This window comes from Bradyrhizobium sp. SK17, assembly GCF_002831585.1.
GTDB lineage: Bacteria > Pseudomonadota > Alphaproteobacteria > Rhizobiales > Xanthobacteraceae > Bradyrhizobium.
On record NZ_CP025113.1, the window covers coordinates 2,805,906 to 2,819,151 of the forward strand.

The window sequence follows — 13,246 nt, forward strand, 5'->3', positions numbered from 1 at the left end:
ATGATCCTCAGGCAGGGATGGAATGGGAAACGCCAACGCCGAGCTCTGCGAGCAGATCGGCGCGTGCGATCGGAGGAGCGCCATTGCGCTTCATGCGATGCTCGAACGCGATGTGGCCTTCGCGCATCACCAGAATGCGATCGGCAAGCGCAATGGCTTCGTCGACGTCATGGGTGACCAGCAGAACGCCGGGCCGATGGGCGGCGACCAGCTCGCGCACCAGTTCGTGCATGCGAATGCGGGTCAGCGCATCGAGCGCAGCGAACGGCTCGTCGAGCAGCAGCAATTCGGGTTCCTGCACCAGCGCCCGCGCCAGTGCCACGCGCTGCGCCTGTCCGCCGGAGAGATTGCGCGGCCAGTCGTCGAGCCGGGCGCCAAGCCCGACTTCGGTGAGCGCGGTGGCGGCGCGCTGGCGGGCGTCGCGCGCATTGAGACCGAGCGCGACGTTGCGCCACAGATTGTCCCACGGCAGCAGCCGGTGCTCCTGGAACACGACCGCTGGCCGGCGTGGCGCCGTGATGCGTCCGCCGTCGATCGGATCGAGGCCGGCCAGTGCCCGCAGCAGCGTGGTCTTGCCGCAACCGCTCTCACCGAGCAGGACGACGAACTCGCCGCGCTCAATCCGCAAGTTCAGATTTTCGATCACGACCCGGCCGCCATAGGCGCGATGCAGGCCGGTGACGACGACGGCCGGGGTAGCCAGGCTCGGAGAGGGAACGACGTGCAGGGTCATCGTGCGCCGCCAAAGTTCGGATGCCATGCCAGCAATCGTCGCTCGAGTGCGCGCGCAATGCCGTCGGCCGCGACGCCGATCAGGGCGTAGATCACGATCGTCAGCACGATCACGTCGGTGCGCAGGAATTCGCGGGCGTCCATGGCGAGGAAGCCGATGCCGGACTGCGCGCCGACGGTCTCCGCCACCACCAGCGCGAGCCATGCGGTCGCCAGCGCATAGCGCACACCTGTCAGGATCGAGGGCAACGCCCCCGGCAGGATGACGCGCCGGATCAGCTCCAGCGTTCCAAGGCCCTGGACGCGGCCGAGCTCAAGCAGCTTCGGGTCGACCTGCCGGATGCCCAGCGTGGTGTTGATGTAGATTGGAAAGGCAACGCCGAGCGCGACCAGGAAGATCTTCTGGGCTTCGCCGACGCCGAGCCAGACGATCACCAGCGGCAACGCCGCGAGAAACGGGATCGCGCGGATCATTTGAATGCTGCGGTCGATCGCGGCCTCGGCGATCCGCGAGAAGCCGACCAGAATGCCGAGCGTGAAGCCGATGCTGCCGCCGATCGCAAAGCCGGCCCCGGCACGCAAGAGGCTGACGCCGAGATCATTGAGCAGGCTCCCCGACGTTGCCAGCTTGAACGCGGTCTGGACGACCTTGCTCGGCGCCGGCAGCACGTACGGCGCGATCCAGCCGGCCTGCGCCAGCAATTCCCAGATGACCAGAAGTAGAGCCGGAGCGAGCCACGACAGCAACAGCATGCCACGCGGGCCGATCTCGACGCGGGTGGGTCGGGATCGCGATACGGTGCGTTCGCTGCGTTGCGCAGGATCGAACGCGATCGATGAGGCGGCCTGTTCGAGATTGCTCAAGTTAATTCCGTCCTCGTCCGTCACTCGCGCAAACATCATTGAGCGCGCGACACGGCTCATCAATCGTCTCGATCGACGGCCTGTCGCCGCACGAATGGAGCACGTCGTGATGTCGCGCAAACTGTCCCACGATTTTCCTCGAACAGAAATAGAGCGGTTTTCCAATTGTGGTTGCTTCCGGAGTTTTCTGATTTATCGGCGTGCGTGACGCGGCAAGGAAAATCTTTTGATGTGCCGTCGCTTGATCTGACTTCGTGCTTCTTCGAAAACACCGGTGCAACACCGGAGACATCGGAGACACGGCATGTCGGCACGTCAGCTTCGCTTTGGAATCTGGGCCCTGGTCCATGGCTCGCGCGCGGCCTATCAGGATCCGGACGAACCATACGATGCGTCGTGGGAGCGCAATCGCGATCTGGTGCTCGCCGCCGAGGCACTGGGCTACGATTCCACGCTGATCGCGCAGCACACGATCAACCCGCATCAGGAGGATCTCGACCAGCTCGAGGCCTGGAGCGCTGCGGCGGCCATTGCGGCATTGACCAGTCGGATCGAGATCATTGCCGCCATCAAGCCCTATCTTTATCACCCGGTGGTGCTCGCCAAGCTCGCGCTCGGGATCGAGAACATCAGCCGCGGCCGCTTCGCGATCAACCTGGTCAATGCCTGGAACCGGCCCGAGCTCGACAAGGCCGGTATCGGCTTTCCCGAGCACGACGCGCGTTATGCCTATGGTCGGGAGTGGATCACGATCGTCTCGCGGCTGATGCAGGGCGAACGGCTGACCTACGAGCGCGAGCATTTCGACGTCCGTGACTATCTGTTGCGGCCGACGAGCCTCTATCGGCCGCGGCCGCTGATCTATGTCGGCGGTGAGTCCGAGCCGGCGCGTGCGCTGGTCGCCGACCACGGTGACGTCTGGTTCATCAACGGGCAGCCGCTCGAGGATGTCGCCAATCTCATTGCCGACGTCGCGGTGCGGCCGCGGGCATCGGCGCCGCTACGGTTTGGGCTGTCCGCCTTCGTCGTTGCGCGCAAGACGCAAGCCGAAGCTCAGGCTGCCTATGAGCGGTTGCTGGCTCTGTCGCGCAAGGATGCGCCGATCAAGGCAATCCAGCGCCAGAACACCGATCCGAAGGTCGTGATGATGCAGACCATGCAGAAGTCGGAACGCGTCGGCAGCAATGGCGGCACCGCTGCGGGACTGGTCGGCAGCTATGACGAGGTGGCCGCCCGCATCGGGGCGTTCCATGCCGCCGGCATCGAGCTGTTCATGCTGCAATTCCAGCCGTTCGAGGCCGAGATGGAGCGCTTCGCCAAGGAGATCATTCCGCGCGTTCGCACAGCGTCGTCGCTGGCGGCGAGCGAGGCTGCATCCCTTATTGCAGTCTCGCGATAGCCGCGTCAGGCGGTTGCCGCGCTTGCTGCCTGCCGCGCAAAGCGGCTGATCGGCCGCGGCAATCCGAAATGCTCGCGCAGGGTGGTGCCTGCATAGTCGGTCCGGAACAGGCCGCGTCGCTGGAGGATCGGTACTACGTTATCGACGAACACCTCGAGCCCGGACGGCAACACGTCCGGCATCAGATTGAAGCCGTCAGCGGCCCCTGCCGTGAACCAGGTCTCGATGTCATCGGCGATCTGCTCCGGCGTGCCGACGATGATCCGGTGTCCGACGCCGCCGCCGAGCGCGCGCAGCAACTGCCGGACCGTGAGGTTGCCGCGCCGCGCCAGGTTCACCGTGCCCTGGAACATGGTCTGATTGGCGTTGGCCGGCAACGGCAGTGGATCGGGCAGCGGCTTGTCGAGCTCGAGGATATCGGGATCGACCTGCAAGGTGCCGGCGAGACGGGCAAGGCTGTACTCGATCGGCACCAGCTCCCACAGCTCGTCCTGGCGCCGCTTCGCTTCGGCTGCGGTGCTGCCGATGACGGTGGCAAGGCCGGGCAGGATGACGATGGAATCGCCGGCGCGGCCGTACGCCGCGGCGCGAGCGCGCAGATCGCGCGCATAGGCGGCGCCTTCCTCGATCGTCTGCGCCAGCGTGAACACGGCTTCGGCCTGCGCGGCGGCAAGATCGCGGCCGTCGCTCGAGCCGCCGGCCTGGACGGTCACCGGCCGTCCCTGCGGCGAGCGTGGCACGTTGAGCGGACCGGCGACGGAATAATGCGCGCCACGATGCGCGATGGGATGGACCCTCGAAACGTCGACGAACCGGGCGGTCGCCTTGTCGCCGACAAAAGCATCGTCCTCCCAACTGTCCCACAGCGCATGGACGACATCGGCGAACTCCTTGGCGCGCTCATAGCGGGCCTTGTGCTCGAGCACGGTGCCGAGGCCGAAATTTCGGCTCGCTGACGCATCGGCGGTGGTCACCGCGTTCCAGCCGGCGCGGCCGCCGCTCGCCAGATCCAGCGTCGCGAAGCGGCGCGCGATGTTGTAGGGCTCGTTGTAGGTGGTCGAGGCGGTTGCGATCAGCCCGACATGGCTGGTCGCCGCGGCAATCGTCGCCAGCACGATGGTCGGCTCCATCGACATGAACGATCGATAGTCGATGCGGTCGGTGATCGCCGGCGTATCGGCAAGGAAGATCGCATCGAACTTGCCGCGCTCGGCGATCTCAGCGACCCGCACGTAGTGACCGACGTCGAAACACGCGCGCGGATCGCTTTCGGGCAGCCGCCATGCCGACGCATAGACGCCGGAATGCAGCAGGTTGACGTTGAGGTGAAGCTGACGATGGGACATGGCTGCCACGCATTGGGGTGAGGTCATGTCCGAAATATCGCCTGCCGGCTCGCAGGAAAACGGACCGTAAGCGTACGCGTGCAAAAAGAAATATCCGCCTCTGTTGCGAGGTTTGTAGGCAATTCCCGTATTGATCCCTCGGGCCGTACGAAACGTCCGGTCCGCCGGTGCATGAATATTCTTCCGTGCGCCGTGTCCGGGGAAGCTTCATCCACGTCTGCGCAAATATCTGAAATTGCCAGAGCCGCACGCGCGCGTAAGCATGTTGCTGCGGCGCACCGCAAGCGATCGGCGCCGCCTGGAGACTCTTGACGATGACAACCAACGATCGACGCGCCGAACGGCGAGCCGCAGCAGACGGCTCGGTCGAACTGGACGCCGACGTCCTGGTGATCGGCGGCGGCCCGGCGGGCACCTGGGCGGCGGTGAGCGCCGCGGAGCGCGGCGCCCGTGTCGTGCTCGCCGACAAGGGGTTTTGCGGCACCTCGGGTGCCACCGCGGCGGCCGGCACCGGCGTCTGGTATGTCGATCCGAATCCGGCGCTGCGCGAGGCCGCGATGGCCAACCGTGAGAAGATGGGCGGCCATTTGCAGGATCGGCGCTGGATGGCGCGCGTGCTCGACCAGACCTATGCGGACAGCAATCGGCTGGCTGTCTGGGGGTACCCGTACCCTGTCGACGGCAGCGGCAAGTCGCAGCGCAACTCGCTGCAGGGGCCGGAATACATGCGCCTGATGCGCAAGCGCACCAAGCAGGCCGGCGTCACCATTCTCGATCACAGTCCGGCGCTCGAACTGCTGGTCGATGACGAGGGCGGGGTCGCGGGCGCCAGCGGCTTGCGCCGGCAGAAGCACGATCGCTGGACGGTGCGTGCCGGCGCGGTGGTGATCGCGACCGGCGGCTGCGCGTTCCTGAGCAAGACGCTGGGCTCCAATGTGCTGACCGGCGACGGCTACCTGATGGCCGCGGAGGTCGGCGCCGAGTTCAGCAGCATGGAGTTTTCCAACCCCTACGCGATCTCGCCGGCGTTCGGCTCGGTGACCAAGACGCTGTTCTATGGCTGGGCGACGTTCAGCTACGAGGACGGCAGTGTCGTTCCCGGCGCCGCGTCCAAAGGCGGGCGATCAGCGATTGCGCGCGCGCTGTTGCAGGGGCCGGTCTACGCGCGGCTCGACAAGGCCGACGATGATGTCCAGCGTCACATGCGGGCATCGCAGCCGAATTTCTTCCTGCCGTTCGATCGCACCGGGATCGATCCGTTCACCGAGCGCTTTCCGGTCACGTTGCGGCTCGAGGGGACTGTGCGCGGTACCGGCGGTCTTCGCGTCGTCGATGACAGCTGTGCCACCAGCGTGCCGGGGCTCTATGCCGTCGGCGACGCGGCCACGCGCGAATTGATCTGCGGCGGGTTCACCGGCGGCGGCAGCCACAATGCGGCGTGGGCGATGTCGTCGGGGACCTGGGCTGGATGGGGTGCCGCGGGCTATGCTCGGCAGCTCGGTCCGGTGCGCCGTCGACGCCTGGCCTCTGCCGGAACCGTCGCATTCCGCAGCCGCGCTGGCCGCGCGTATGAGCCGGCCACGTTGGCGAGAGCGGTGCAGGACGAGGTCTATCCGTATGAGCTGAACTATTTCCGGCACGGAGCCCGCCTCGAAGGCGCGCTGGCGCGGCTTGATGCGGCGTGGGCCGACGCGACGGCGGCCGATGCGGCGAGCAAGGATGATCTGCTGCGCGCCCGCGAGAGCGCGGCCATGCTGGCAACGTCGCGCTGGATGTACCGCAGCGCCCTGGCACGCAATGAAAGCCGCGGCATGCATCGCCGCGACGACTATCCCGATCAGGACGACCTGCAGCGCCATTATGTGACGAGCGGAGGCCTCGACGAGGTCTGGACGGCGGTCCGGCCGCATGCAGGTGCAACTTACGCAGAGGCGGCGGAATGATCGAAGTCATCGATGCCGAGCGCTGCACGTCCTGCGACATCTGCGTGAATGTCTGCCCGACCAACGTCTTCGACAAGACCGAGGGCATGCCGGTGATCGCGCGCCAGGGCGATTGCCAGACCTGCTTCCTCTGCGAGCTCTATTGTCCCGAGGATGCGCTCTACGTCTCGCCCTATGCGGACGAGCCCCGTCCGACCGATGTGGTCGTGCTGCGGCAGACCGCGACGCTGGGCAGCTACCGCCGCGCGGTCGGCTGGACCGATGAGACGCGCGATCTCCGCGGCATCGACCGCAGCTATCTGCTGTTTGGTCATTGAGCCCCGGCGTTGCCCGGCGACCAAGGCCTTCTCCCGATTGGATCGACTGCATGAATGTACATCAATCCCTGACGACGGCGCAGCCAGTTGCGCCGCTGCCGTCGATCTCGCTCGCCTCGGACGCAAGCGATGCGATGATCCGCTTCGAAGCCGTCTCGAAGGTCTATCCGGCCTACCGCGACAAGCCGAGCGTCCATGCCTTGCAGGCGGTCGACCTCGCGATCCCGCGCGGCTCGATCACCGGCGTGATCGGCCGCTCCGGCGCTGGCAAATCGAGCCTCGTCCGCCTCATTAACGGGCTCGAGAAGCCATCGACCGGTCGTGTCATCGTGGATGGCCGCGAAATCTCCGCGCTGGCCGGCCGCGAGCTGCGCCTGGCGCAGCGGTCGATCGGCATGATCTTCCAGCATTTCAACCTGCTGTCGTCGCGGACCGCGGCGGACAATATCGCGCTCCCGCTCGAGATCGCCGGCTGGTCCAGGGCCGATATTGCTACGCGCGTCGCGGAGCTGCTCGAGCTCGTCGGCATCGCCGACAAATACGACCGCTATCCGTCGGAATTGTCGGGCGGCCAGAAGCAGCGCATCGGCATTGCGCGCGCGCTGGCGACCCGGCCGAACGTGCTGCTGTCCGACGAGGCGACATCGGCGCTCGATCCACAGACGACCCGTGCAATTCTCGACCTTCTCGCCAACATCAACCGCGAGCTCGGCGTCACGATCGTGCTGATCACCCACGAGATGTCGGTGGTCCGCCAACTCGCCAAGGAAGTCGCGGTGATCGACGGCGGTCATGTCGTCGAGCGCGGGCACGTCGCCGACATCTTCACGCATCCGCGGCATCCGGTCACCCAGGCGTTCCTGTCCGAAGCGATCGGGGATAGTGTTCCGGTCTCGCTGCAAAGCCGGCTCTCGTCCCAGCCGGTTCCTGGCGGTCAGGCGGTGCTTCGCGTGCAGGTGCGGGGCACCGAAGCCGGCGATAAAGCGGTGGGCCGCCTGTCGCGTGAGCTGTCGCATGACGTGGCGCTGCTGTCGGCCCGTATCGACGAGATCGGCGGGCAGCATGTCGGCTCACTGATCCTGGGCATTCCCGGCGGCGAAGCCGCGGCCAGGCAGGCGCAGGCCTATCTTTCCCAGCATGAAATTCCGGTGGAGCATCTCGGCTATGTCGCGTGAACTCATCAACCTGATCGTTCAGGCCACGGGCGAGAGCCTCTTCATGGTGTCCGTCGCCGCACTGGTTGCGACCGCACTCGGGCTTCCGCTCGGGATATTCCTGGCGACCAGCCGGAAGGGCGAGTTGTTCGCCGCGCCACCGGCCAATGGCGTGCTTGGCGTGATCGTCAACGCGGCGCGCTCGACGCCGTTCATCATCCTGGTCGTCGCGATCATTCCGTTCACCCGCTTGATCGCCGGCACTTCGATCGGCTCGGGTGCCGCGATCGTGCCGCTCACGATCGCCGCGACACCGTTCATCGCCCGCCTGGTCGAGGCGGCGATCCGCGAGGTCGACGCCGGCCTGATCGAAACCGCATCCTCGTTCGGCGCAAGCCCGTTGCAGATCGTATTCAAGGTCCTGATCCCGGAGGCGTTGCCGGGACTGGTGCTCGCCCTGACGCTCGCGGTCGTCAGCCTGCTCGGCTACTCCGCGATGGTCGGAGCCGTTGGCGGCGGTGGCCTCGGCGATCTCGGCATTCGTTATGGCTATCAGCGCTTCATGCCCGAGATGATGCTGGCGGTCGTCGTCGTTCTGATCGCGCTGGTCCAGACCGTGCAGACCGCCGGCGACTATCTGGCGCGCCGCGTCAATCGCCGGCTGCGCAATCGCTGATCCCCAAACCATTCCCGATCCATGGAGACCAAGATGTTGTTTCGATCCTTTATCGCGCTCACGAGCATTGTCGCGGTCTGGTCGACCGCGGCCACGGCTGAAACGATCAAGATCGGCGTGACGCCCGGGCCGCACGCGCAGATCCTCGAGGCGGTGAAACCGATCGCGGCCAAGAACGGGCTCGATCTTCAGCTCATTGAGTTCTCCGACTACGTCGTCCCCAACGCCGCGCTCGACGCCGGCGACATCCAGGCCAACTCGTTTCAGAACCAACCTTATCTGGACAACCAGAAGGCCGATCGCGGCTACAAGATCGAGCAGGTCGGACTGACGGTGAATTTCCCGATCGGGGTCTATTCGCGCAAGCACAAGGGCTGGGCCGATATTCCGGATGGCGCCAAGGTCTCGATTCCCAACGATCCCACCAATGGCGGCCGCGCGCTGCTCCTGCTGCGCGACAAGGGCGCGATCAAGCTGAAGGACGGCGTCGGGTTCAAGCCGACCGTCGTCGACATCACCGACAATCCGAAGAAGCTGAAGTTCATCGAGGTCGACGCGGCCCAGGCGCCGCGCGCGCTCGACGATGTCGATGCCGCGGTCATCAACACCAACTACGCGACCCAGGCCGGGCTCGATCCGGTCAAGGACCCGATCCTGCGCGAGGATCCGAAGGGACCGTATGTCAACCTGATCGCGGTGCGCGCCGCCGACAAGGACAAGCCGTGGGTCAAGATCCTGGTCGATAGCTACCACACGCCCGAGATCAAGGAATTCGTCCTGACCAAGTTCAAGGGCGCGGTATTGCCGAGCTGGTAATCGCCGATTCAACTGCCGAGGAAAGACAGATGCGTATTGTGATGACCGTGATCGCCGCGGCGGCGCTATTGACCGGCGCCGCCAGGGCCGAGACCATCCGTGTCGGCGTCACGGCCGGGCCGCATGCCGAAGTCCTGGACGTGGTGAAGAGAGTGGCGGCCGGCCGCGGGCTCGACATCAAGGTGGTCGAGTTCACTGATTATGTGATCCCGAACCAGGCGCTGGCGCTGAAAGATCTCGAGGCCAATTCGTTCCAGCACGAGCCGTATCTGAGGAACCAGATATCGAAGACCGGCTGGAAGATCGTCAAGGTCGCCAATACGATCGCCTCGCCGCAGGGCGTCTACTCGTTGAAGTACAAGAAGCTGGCGGACCTGCCCGACGGCGCAAAGGTCGCGATCGCCAACGATCCGTCGAACGGCGCGCGCGGGCTGATGATCCTGGCGCTGCACGGCGTGATCAAGCTGAAGGACCCCAACAACGTCGCCTCGACCATCGCCGATATCAGCGACAATCCGAAGAAGCTGCGCTTCGTCGAGCTCGATGCCGCGCAGTTGCCGCGCGCGCTACAGGACGTCGACCTGGTTTCGATCAACAACAATTATGCGGTTCAGGCCGGGCTCAATCCGTCCACTGACGCCATTGCCCGTGAGGCGGCCGACGGTCCTTGGGTCAACATCCTCGCCGTCCGTGAGGAGGACAGGGACAAGCCCTGGGTCAAGCAGCTGGTCGACGCTTACCATTCCGACGAGGTGAAGGCGTTCCTCGAGAAGCGCTTCAAGAGTACCTATATCGCGACATGGTAACGACGGGCATCGGGTGCCCGTCGGCGATGAGGCATCCGAACGGCTCTATTCGGCCGCGTCGGCGCGTGCGGTCGTCGACGCGCGGCGGAAGCCGGCGCCGGGATGCGTGGCGTCGAGACGGGGGCCGCGCCCGGGAAACAGCTTTTCGCGGAGCGTGCCTTCGCGGTAGGCGGTCTTGTAGACCCCGCGGGATTGCAGTTCGGGCACGACCAGATCGACGAACGACGTCAGTGATTCCGGAGCCACGAGGCGGAACAGGTTGAAGCCGTCCACGTCGGTTTCGTCGACCCAGGCGATCAACTCGTCGGCCACATCCTGAGGCGAGCCGACCACGAACGGCGAGCGTGCGCCGACCCGGCTCAGGGTTGCGAGATCGCCGACCTTGACCGGCCGGTCGCTACGCAAGGTGAAATTCTCGACCATCGACTGGATCGCATTGCTCTCGACATATTGCACCGCCTGATCGGAGCGATAGTGCGAGAAATCGATGCCAGTCCAGCCGGACAGCAACGCGAGCTGGCCGGCCTGATCGACATGCGCGGCATATTCCTCGAGCAGATCGTTGGCTTCGGCGCGCGTCGGCGCGACGATCACGGTCGCGCCGGCGAACAGGCGGATGTCATAGGGATCGCGTCCGAATTCCCGGGCCGCCTCCCTGATCTCGTGGACGGAGCGGGCCAGAATGGGCTTGGTCTGGCCGTTAAGGAAGATCGCCTCCGCGTGCCTTGCGGCGAACGCGCGGCCGCGCTTCGATGTGCCGGCCTGATAGAGCAGGGGCGTGCGCTGTGGCGACGGTTCGGCAAGGTGAATGCCGTCGACGGTGTAATGGCGGCCGTGATGCCGCACCGGATGGATCCTGGCCGGGTCGGTGAAGATTCGGGAGGTCCGGTCGCGGCGGACCGCGCCGTCCTCCCAACTGCCTTCCCACAAGTGATAGCTCGCCGTGAGAAACTCCTCGGCCGCCTCGTAGCGCTCGTCATGGACGCGATTGGCTTCAAGGCCCATGCCGCGGGCGCCGCTGTCGAGATAGCCGGTGACGATATTCCAGCCGATCCGCCCGCCGGTGAGGTGATCGAGTGTCGAGAAGCGGCGCGCCAGCTGGTAAGGGTGTTCGTAGGTGAGGTTGGACGTGATGCCGAAGCCGAGATGTTTTGTCACCAGCGCCATCGCAGAGACCAGCAAGGTCGGCTCGGCGTTGGGCAACTGAACGGCGTGACGCAGCGCGGTCTCGGGGCTGTTGCCGTAGACGTCGTAGATGCCGAACACGTCGGCGAGGAAGATGCCGTCGAGCAGGCCGCGCTCGGCCGTTCGGGCATAGTCCACCCAGTAATCGAGTGTGTTGTAGTCGAGTGAGGTGTCGCGCGGATGCGACCACAGGCCGGCCCAGTTATGGCTCGGCGCCATCATGTTGAACGCATTGAAGCGAAGTTCTCTCGGTCGGGTCATCGCGCTGTTCCGGCAGTTGAGGACGGAACGGTGATTTATCACGTCGTCCGCGGGGCTTTATTTTCTATTCGGCGAGGCCAGATCAAAAACGTGCTCCGTCGTTCTGCCAGCGCAGCAGAGTTTGGTTTGTTCACCATCGACGCATCGTAAGGACAGCGGATTGCGCGGAACATCGGGTGACGATCTGCGTACCTGATCCGTCGGACGCGCGTCACGCTGTCGATCCACCGATGCAGCGAAATAAATATCATGTGTTGAACGCATGGCCTGAAAGATTAACGACGCCACATCGCGGCGCGCCAGCACGCCCATCGCTATTTTCCCGGACGTCTCGACAGCGGCTGAAGCTGCTGTGCATCATTGATGACATCTGACGCTGGATGATTTCAGGAGATTTCGAATGCCGGTCGAAACCAAGAATCTCGAGACGCTGGCCCTGCACGGCGGATCGTACCGTTCGGATCCGGCAACGGGTGCGGTGGCTGTTCCAATATATCAGACGACGTCCTTTCAGTTCGAGAATACCGATCACGCGTCGCGGCTGTTCGCGCTCGAGGCGATCGGGCAGATCTACACGCGGATCAAGAACCCGACCGCGGACGCATTCGAGGAACGTCTGGCCGCGCTGGAAGGTGGCGTCGGCGCGCTGGCTGTGGCGTCCGGACAGTCGGCGACGGCGTATGCGATCTTCAACGTCGCGCAGGCCGGCGACAACATCGTTTCATCGACCGATCTCTATGGCGGCACCTGGACGCTGCTTTCGCAGACGCTGAAGCAGTTCGGCATCGAGGTGCGCTTCGTCGATCCGTCCGATCCGGAGAACTTCCGCCGCGCCACCGACGCGAAGACCCGGGCCTATTTCGCCGAGACCCTGCCGAACCCCAAGCTCAACGTGTTCCCGATCAGGGAAGTCGCCGATATCGGCCGCGCGCTCGGCGTGCCGCTGATCCTCGACAACACGGCGGTCCCGCTCATCGCGCGTCCGTTCGAGCACGGTGCGGCGATCGTGGTCTATTCGACGACGAAATATATCGGCGGCCATGGCACGTCGATCGGCGGCGCGATCATCGATGGCGGTAATTTCGACTGGGCGGCGCATGCCGAGCGTTTTCCGCTGCTGACGCAGCCGGACGATGCCTATCATGGCGCGATCTGGACCGAGGCGGCCAAGCCGCTCGGCCCGATCGCCTATATCCTGCGCGCCCGCGTCAAGCTGCTGCGCGATCTCGGTGCCGCGCTCGCGCCGCAAAACGCCTTCCAGTTCATCCAGGGGCTGGAGACGCTGCCGCTGCGGCTGCGCCAGCACAATGAGAACGCGATCAAGGTGGCGAACTATCTCGCGCGGCATCCCGCGGTCTCGCATGTGATCTTCCCGGGATTGCAAAGCGGCGAGAATCGGCGCCGTGCCGATCTCTATCTCAATGGCGGCTACGGCGCGCTGGTCGGCTTCGAGCTGAAGGGCGGCGTCGAGGCCGGCCGTCGTTTCATCGATGCGCTGAAGTTGTTCTATCACGTCGCCAATATCGGCGATGCGCGGTCGTTGGCGATCCATCCGGCGTCGACCACTCATCAGCAGCTTAACTCCCAAGAGCAACTCGCAGCGGGCGTGACGCCCGGTTACGTCAGGCTTTCGGTCGGCATCGAGCATCCCGACGACATCCTCGCCGACCTTACCCAGGCATTGGCGCAGGCCGAGGCTGGCAACAGTGGCCGCAAGGCGGCCTGATCGATCCCTGAAGACGGAGTT

The 13,246-nt window shown here is 65.1% G+C and carries 13 protein-coding genes; 8 read left to right on the plus strand and 5 right to left on the minus strand.

What is annotated here, in order from left to right:
• Positions 1–7 precede the first annotated feature (7 nt).
• Both CWS35_RS13090 and CWS35_RS13095 read right to left on the minus strand, forming a co-directional pair.
• Positions 8–733 carry an ABC transporter ATP-binding protein gene (locus CWS35_RS13090; protein WP_100952115.1) on the minus strand — a complete coding sequence of 242 codons (726 nt, stop codon included), beginning with the start codon at positions 731–733 and terminating at the stop codon, positions 8–10.
• Positions 730–1,596 carry an ABC transporter permease subunit gene (locus CWS35_RS13095; RefSeq protein WP_371682846.1) on the minus strand — a complete coding sequence of 289 codons (867 nt, stop codon included), beginning with the start codon at positions 1,594–1,596 and terminating at the stop codon, positions 730–732. Before CWS35_RS13095 ends, CWS35_RS13090 begins: the two co-directional genes overlap by 4 nt.
• A gap of 304 nt (positions 1,597–1,900) precedes the next feature.
• Between CWS35_RS13095 and CWS35_RS13100 the strand changes: the two genes are divergently transcribed.
• Positions 1,901–2,995 (plus strand): LLM class flavin-dependent oxidoreductase, encoded by a 1,095-nt coding sequence (locus tag CWS35_RS13100; RefSeq protein WP_100952116.1) that lies wholly within the window; start codon positions 1,901–1,903, stop codon positions 2,993–2,995.
• Positions 2,996–3,000: 5 nt separating this feature from the next.
• Here the strand turns inward: CWS35_RS13100 and CWS35_RS13105 are convergent, their stop codons facing one another.
• On the minus strand, positions 3,001–4,341 hold the full coding sequence (locus tag CWS35_RS13105; protein WP_100952117.1) for an LLM class flavin-dependent oxidoreductase: 1,341 nt from the start codon (positions 4,339–4,341) through the stop codon (positions 3,001–3,003).
• 314 nt (positions 4,342–4,655) lie between these two features.
• Here CWS35_RS13105 and CWS35_RS13110 point away from each other — a divergent pair, with 314 nt between their 5' ends.
• Genes CWS35_RS13110 through CWS35_RS13135 form a run of 6 tightly spaced genes read left to right on the plus strand, consistent with a single transcriptional unit; the run spans position 4,656 to position 10,053 of the window.
• Positions 4,656–6,284 carry an FAD-dependent oxidoreductase gene (locus CWS35_RS13110; protein WP_100952118.1) on the plus strand — a complete coding sequence of 543 codons (1,629 nt, stop codon included), beginning with the start codon at positions 4,656–4,658 and terminating at the stop codon, positions 6,282–6,284.
• Positions 6,281–6,601 (plus strand): ferredoxin family protein, encoded by a 321-nt coding sequence (locus tag CWS35_RS13115; protein WP_100952119.1) that lies wholly within the window; start codon positions 6,281–6,283, stop codon positions 6,599–6,601. The genes CWS35_RS13110 and CWS35_RS13115 overlap by 4 nt, the downstream gene beginning before the upstream one ends.
• Before the next feature lie 50 nt (positions 6,602–6,651).
• Positions 6,652–7,776 (plus strand): methionine ABC transporter ATP-binding protein, encoded by a 1,125-nt coding sequence (locus CWS35_RS13120; protein WP_168226320.1) that lies wholly within the window; start codon positions 6,652–6,654, stop codon positions 7,774–7,776.
• Positions 7,766–8,431 carry a methionine ABC transporter permease gene (locus CWS35_RS13125; protein WP_024583003.1) on the plus strand — a complete coding sequence of 222 codons (666 nt, stop codon included), beginning with the start codon at positions 7,766–7,768 and terminating at the stop codon, positions 8,429–8,431. The genes CWS35_RS13120 and CWS35_RS13125 overlap by 11 nt, the downstream gene beginning before the upstream one ends.
• A 21-nt stretch (positions 8,432–8,452) precedes the next feature.
• Positions 8,453–9,247, plus strand: a complete 795-nt coding sequence (locus CWS35_RS13130; RefSeq protein ID WP_100952120.1) for a MetQ/NlpA family ABC transporter substrate-binding protein — start codon at positions 8,453–8,455, stop codon at positions 9,245–9,247.
• A 29-nt stretch (positions 9,248–9,276) separates the two neighbouring features.
• A complete protein-coding gene (locus tag CWS35_RS13135; RefSeq protein WP_100952121.1) occupies positions 9,277–10,053 on the plus strand; it encodes a MetQ/NlpA family ABC transporter substrate-binding protein in 777 nt (258 codons plus the stop codon).
• Between the two features lie 45 nt (positions 10,054–10,098).
• Here CWS35_RS13135 and CWS35_RS13140 read toward each other — a convergent pair whose 3' ends face one another.
• Together CWS35_RS13140 and CWS35_RS38970 are read right to left on the minus strand one after the other, a co-directional pair.
• Complete coding sequence (locus tag CWS35_RS13140; RefSeq protein WP_100952122.1) at positions 10,099–11,499, minus strand: LLM class flavin-dependent oxidoreductase; 1,401 nt, start codon at positions 11,497–11,499, stop codon at positions 10,099–10,101.
• A gap of 57 nt (positions 11,500–11,556) precedes the next feature.
• Entirely contained in the window at positions 11,557–11,811 is a 255-nt protein-coding gene (locus CWS35_RS38970; protein WP_157817137.1) for a hypothetical protein, read from the minus strand.
• An 88-nt stretch (positions 11,812–11,899) separates the two neighbouring features.
• On the opposite strand from CWS35_RS38970, the gene CWS35_RS13145 reads away from it, so the two are divergent.
• On the plus strand, positions 11,900–13,225 hold the full coding sequence (locus CWS35_RS13145; protein ID WP_100952123.1) for an O-acetylhomoserine aminocarboxypropyltransferase/cysteine synthase family protein: 1,326 nt from the start codon (positions 11,900–11,902) through the stop codon (positions 13,223–13,225).
• Positions 13,226–13,246: the final 21 nt, after the last annotated feature.

What these genes read in the sequence shown, in the direction of transcription:
- CWS35_RS13090 (WP_100952115.1), bottom strand. Translation starts at nt 733, where the DNA reads ATGACCCTGCACGTCGTTCCCTCTCCGAGCCTGGCTACCCCGGCCGTC.
- CWS35_RS13115 (WP_100952119.1), top strand. Translation starts at nt 6,281, where the DNA reads ATGATCGAAGTCATCGATGCCGAGCGCTGCACGTCCTGCGACATCTGC.
- CWS35_RS13135 (WP_100952121.1), top strand. Translation starts at nt 9,277, where the DNA reads ATGCGTATTGTGATGACCGTGATCGCCGCGGCGGCGCTATTGACCGGC.
- CWS35_RS13105 (WP_100952117.1), bottom strand. Translation starts at nt 4,341, where the DNA reads ATGTCCCATCGTCAGCTTCACCTCAACGTCAACCTGCTGCATTCCGGC.
- CWS35_RS13100 (WP_100952116.1), top strand. Translation starts at nt 1,901, where the DNA reads ATGTCGGCACGTCAGCTTCGCTTTGGAATCTGGGCCCTGGTCCATGGC.
- CWS35_RS13130 (WP_100952120.1), top strand. Translation starts at nt 8,453, where the DNA reads ATGGAGACCAAGATGTTGTTTCGATCCTTTATCGCGCTCACGAGCATT.
- CWS35_RS13125 (WP_024583003.1), top strand. Translation starts at nt 7,766, where the DNA reads ATGTCGCGTGAACTCATCAACCTGATCGTTCAGGCCACGGGCGAGAGC.
- CWS35_RS13140 (WP_100952122.1), bottom strand. Translation starts at nt 11,499, where the DNA reads ATGACCCGACCGAGAGAACTTCGCTTCAATGCGTTCAACATGATGGCG.
- CWS35_RS38970 (WP_157817137.1), bottom strand. Translation starts at nt 11,811, where the DNA reads ATGGGCGTGCTGGCGCGCCGCGATGTGGCGTCGTTAATCTTTCAGGCC.
- CWS35_RS13145 (WP_100952123.1), top strand. Translation starts at nt 11,900, where the DNA reads ATGCCGGTCGAAACCAAGAATCTCGAGACGCTGGCCCTGCACGGCGGA.
- CWS35_RS13110 (WP_100952118.1), top strand. Translation starts at nt 4,656, where the DNA reads ATGACAACCAACGATCGACGCGCCGAACGGCGAGCCGCAGCAGACGGC.
- CWS35_RS13120 (WP_168226320.1), top strand. Translation starts at nt 6,652, where the DNA reads ATGAATGTACATCAATCCCTGACGACGGCGCAGCCAGTTGCGCCGCTG.